A 3,003-nucleotide genomic window follows, 5' to 3' on the forward strand; every position below is an offset into this window, starting at 1 on the left:
TCCGTGTTATCTAACATCTATCTAACTTCCTTTCATAAATAAAGTCAAACAACCAAAACACTTTATTTAATCCATGTATCGGTCATTAACCATAGTATAGAATATAAATTGTTCGAAGGAAATTAATATACAAAAGGAGATAATAAACTTGAATATACATCAAATTCGTAATGCAACAAWCGTTGTGGAATACGCAGGGAAAAAGTTTTTAATCGATCCAATGTTAGCGGAAAAAGGTACTTGCCCACCTTTCCCAAATTCGCCAAGGCAAGATCAAAACAATCCTTTAGTAAGCTTACCAACATCCATTGACAATATTATAAAAGATATAGATGCAGTTATTGTTACTCATTTGCACTATGATCATTGGGATGATGCTGCTAAAGAAGCTTTACCAAAAGAGACCAAAATATTTGCCCAAAATGAAGAAGATGCAACAGAGATTCGAAACGCTGGTTTCCAAAATGTAGAGGTTTTACAAGACGATACAAAGTTTGAAGGTATCCAATTAGTGAAAACAAAAGGCGAGCATGGAAGAGGAGAAATCTTAAAACTTGCTGGTCTTGTATGTGGCGTTATATTTAAACACCCAACGGAGAAAACATTATATGTTGCAGGAGATACTGTATGGTATGAAGAAGTCCAAAAAGTAATTGAGACGAACAAACCAGAAGTAATTGTTGTAAATGCTGGGGATAATCAATTCTTCCAGGGTGGTTCTCTAGTCATGGGGAAAGATGATGTCTATGAAGTGTACAAAGCTGCTCCAGAAGCAAAAATCATTTGTGTTCACATGGAAGCTGTTAACCACTGGGGACTATCTAAAGAGGAACTGAAGAGCTTTACTAAAGAAAAAGAAATCGCATCTAATGTATTAGTACCAAATGACGGAGAATCATACACATTTTAAATAATATTGGAAGATTATGAAGGAGTGATAGTTGTGTCGGTTGAGGCAAACAAGGAATTGGTCCGTCGCTTTTATGAAACCATCGAACAAGAAAATTATGAGGCACTTAAAGATTATTGCCATGAGAACTTTGTATTCTATCCACAACTGGATACACCTTTTCCTGGTTTAGAAGGACTTGTAGAATCAGAGAAAAAAAACTTTGATGCATTCCCTGGCTTTAAAATGCCTATTCAATCCATAATAGTTGAAGGTGATCAAGTAGCAGCATATCTCATCTTTGAAGGAACTCATACAGGTATCCCATTGTTGGGTGTTCCTGCTACTGGAAAAACCGTTAGATTCTCTCTTATGATGAAGTTACGAATTGAAGATGGTAAAATCATTGAGAAAAGATCACATGTTGATGTAAATGATGTTCTTCGACAGCTTAAAGATTAATTTTTTTATTAAATCAAATGTATCAGTATCAAATTGACCCTTTTTGGGTCTTTTTTAATTTTTTTCTCATCTAAGTTCCCCTAATGTTAAATCACCATATTCAGAACCCTTATTAAACTATCCTGCTCGTTAGCGCAATAAGGCAAGCGATGCCTTGTTCAAGCATCGCACCCGTWAACTCAATAAGGCTTCTTTTCGACTTTACCAATTATCCCCGGAAAATCAGGTTCACTATTGCAAATACAACTGACAAACCAGACATGATAAATATAAACCTGTAAAACTTTTGTTTTGCTGGATTTTCATCAATCAGTAATAAATTACTGAAGGAGAAAAATAAAGTTACACTTAGTAAATACGGGAATATAGACTCTTTTCCAGTAAAACCTGCCCATATTATAAAGCTCATTGATATTATTGTTAAGACCAATAAAAATACCTTTAAAAAAGACTTCACTTTGTGACGCTGTAAAGTATTTTCCATGTATTCACATCCTTTTTTAGTATTTTTTATCATGAAAACCCCATACTTCTACAAGTATTCTGCTCCTTAGTTTAAGTTAAGAACTTCACAAAATAACAAATCTACATACAAAAATCATACTAGAAGATAACGAATTATTGTTAATACTTTCCACGATAATGGCCATCGTTGCTGCGCAGTATGTGTCAAATACGACAAAACGACCACCTTAAAAAGTGATCGTCATTAATGAAGTGGATTTAGTTACCAGTATCGTTGTACGGTGCAGCAAATATCTTATTTGTTAAGTGGTTCATCTTTAAGTATTAGTTATAAGTAACTTTATTAAAATCTATTAATTGAAAACTGAGAAATATCTATGTCATTCTTTCCTGAAGTAATTAGATTACTTAAAGCCTGTCCAACTGCACTACTAAATTTGAATCCATGCCCAGAGAACCCAGCTGCAATCGCAACATTAGAGTATTTAGGATGTATATCTATAATAAATTTGTCATCAGGGGTAAGTGTATACATACATGTTTTTCCATACTTTAATTTATAGCTGTTAGGAATATATTGATTCATAAAACGTATCAAGTCCCCTTTATCCTCTACCACCTCACCAAATTCTTTCATTAAAACATCTGGATTTATTTTGTCTCCGCCATCATGACGACCGAGCTTTACACCTGTACCATCAATACTTGGAAACCCGTAATAAAGTCCTTGAGATGTTTCAAATGTAAATGCAGGAAAATTCTTATTATTATACATCTTTTCATCCGCATCAAACCAAGCAAATGTCTTTCTTACAGGTGTGAGAGGAAGATCCAAATCGAGCAAGGATAGTAGATTCCTAGACCATGCTCCTGCTGAAACAACCAACGCATTCGAGTAAAAGGTTTGTTCGTCCGTTTTGACGGTGACCCTATCACCTTCAATGGAAATTCCTCTAACCTTCCTATTTGTGAGTATCGTAGCACCGTGTGTTTCAGCAAGCTCTTTGTACGCCTTAATACTTTCCTCGCATTTCAGCACACCTGATTTAGGTTCAAAACAACCAACGAAATTTTCAGGCACATAAAATCCAGACCAACGATGTTGAATTTCGCTTGAATTCATCACCTCAAGTGGTAGAGAATACTTCTTAGCACTTGAACGAATATTATGTATGAAATCGGAGTCT

General features: G+C 34.9%; 4 protein-coding genes. 2 read left to right on the top strand and 2 right to left on the bottom strand.

The features are described 5' to 3' along the window. The first annotated feature begins 148 nt into the window (after positions 1-148). Positions 149-910: an MBL fold metallo-hydrolase gene (locus AB685_RS29620; RefSeq protein ID WP_047974200.1), complete on the top strand. Its 762-nt coding sequence runs from the start codon at positions 149-151 to the stop codon at positions 908-910. A 33-nt stretch (positions 911-943) separates the two neighbouring features. Further along, positions 944-1,351 (top strand): ester cyclase, encoded by a 408-nt coding sequence (locus tag AB685_RS29625; protein ID WP_047974201.1) that lies wholly within the window; start codon positions 944-946, stop codon positions 1,349-1,351. Between the two features lie 208 nt (positions 1,352-1,559). Here AB685_RS29625 and AB685_RS29630 read toward each other — a convergent pair whose 3' ends face one another. Then, positions 1,560-1,835, bottom strand: coding sequence for a hypothetical protein (locus tag AB685_RS29630; protein WP_047974202.1), 276 nt, complete (start codon positions 1,833-1,835; stop codon positions 1,560-1,562). A gap of 324 nt (positions 1,836-2,159) precedes the next feature. Then, the coding region (gene solA / locus AB685_RS29635; protein ID WP_047974203.1) for an N-methyl-L-tryptophan oxidase at positions 2,160-3,003 on the bottom strand (844 nt) is incomplete at its 5' end.

The sequence above is a fragment of the Bacillus sp. LL01 genome (assembly GCF_001037965.1).

What these genes read in the sequence shown, in the direction of transcription:
- AB685_RS29630 (WP_047974202.1), bottom strand. Translation starts at nt 1,835, where the DNA reads ATGGAAAATACTTTACAGCGTCACAAAGTGAAGTCTTTTTTAAAGGTA.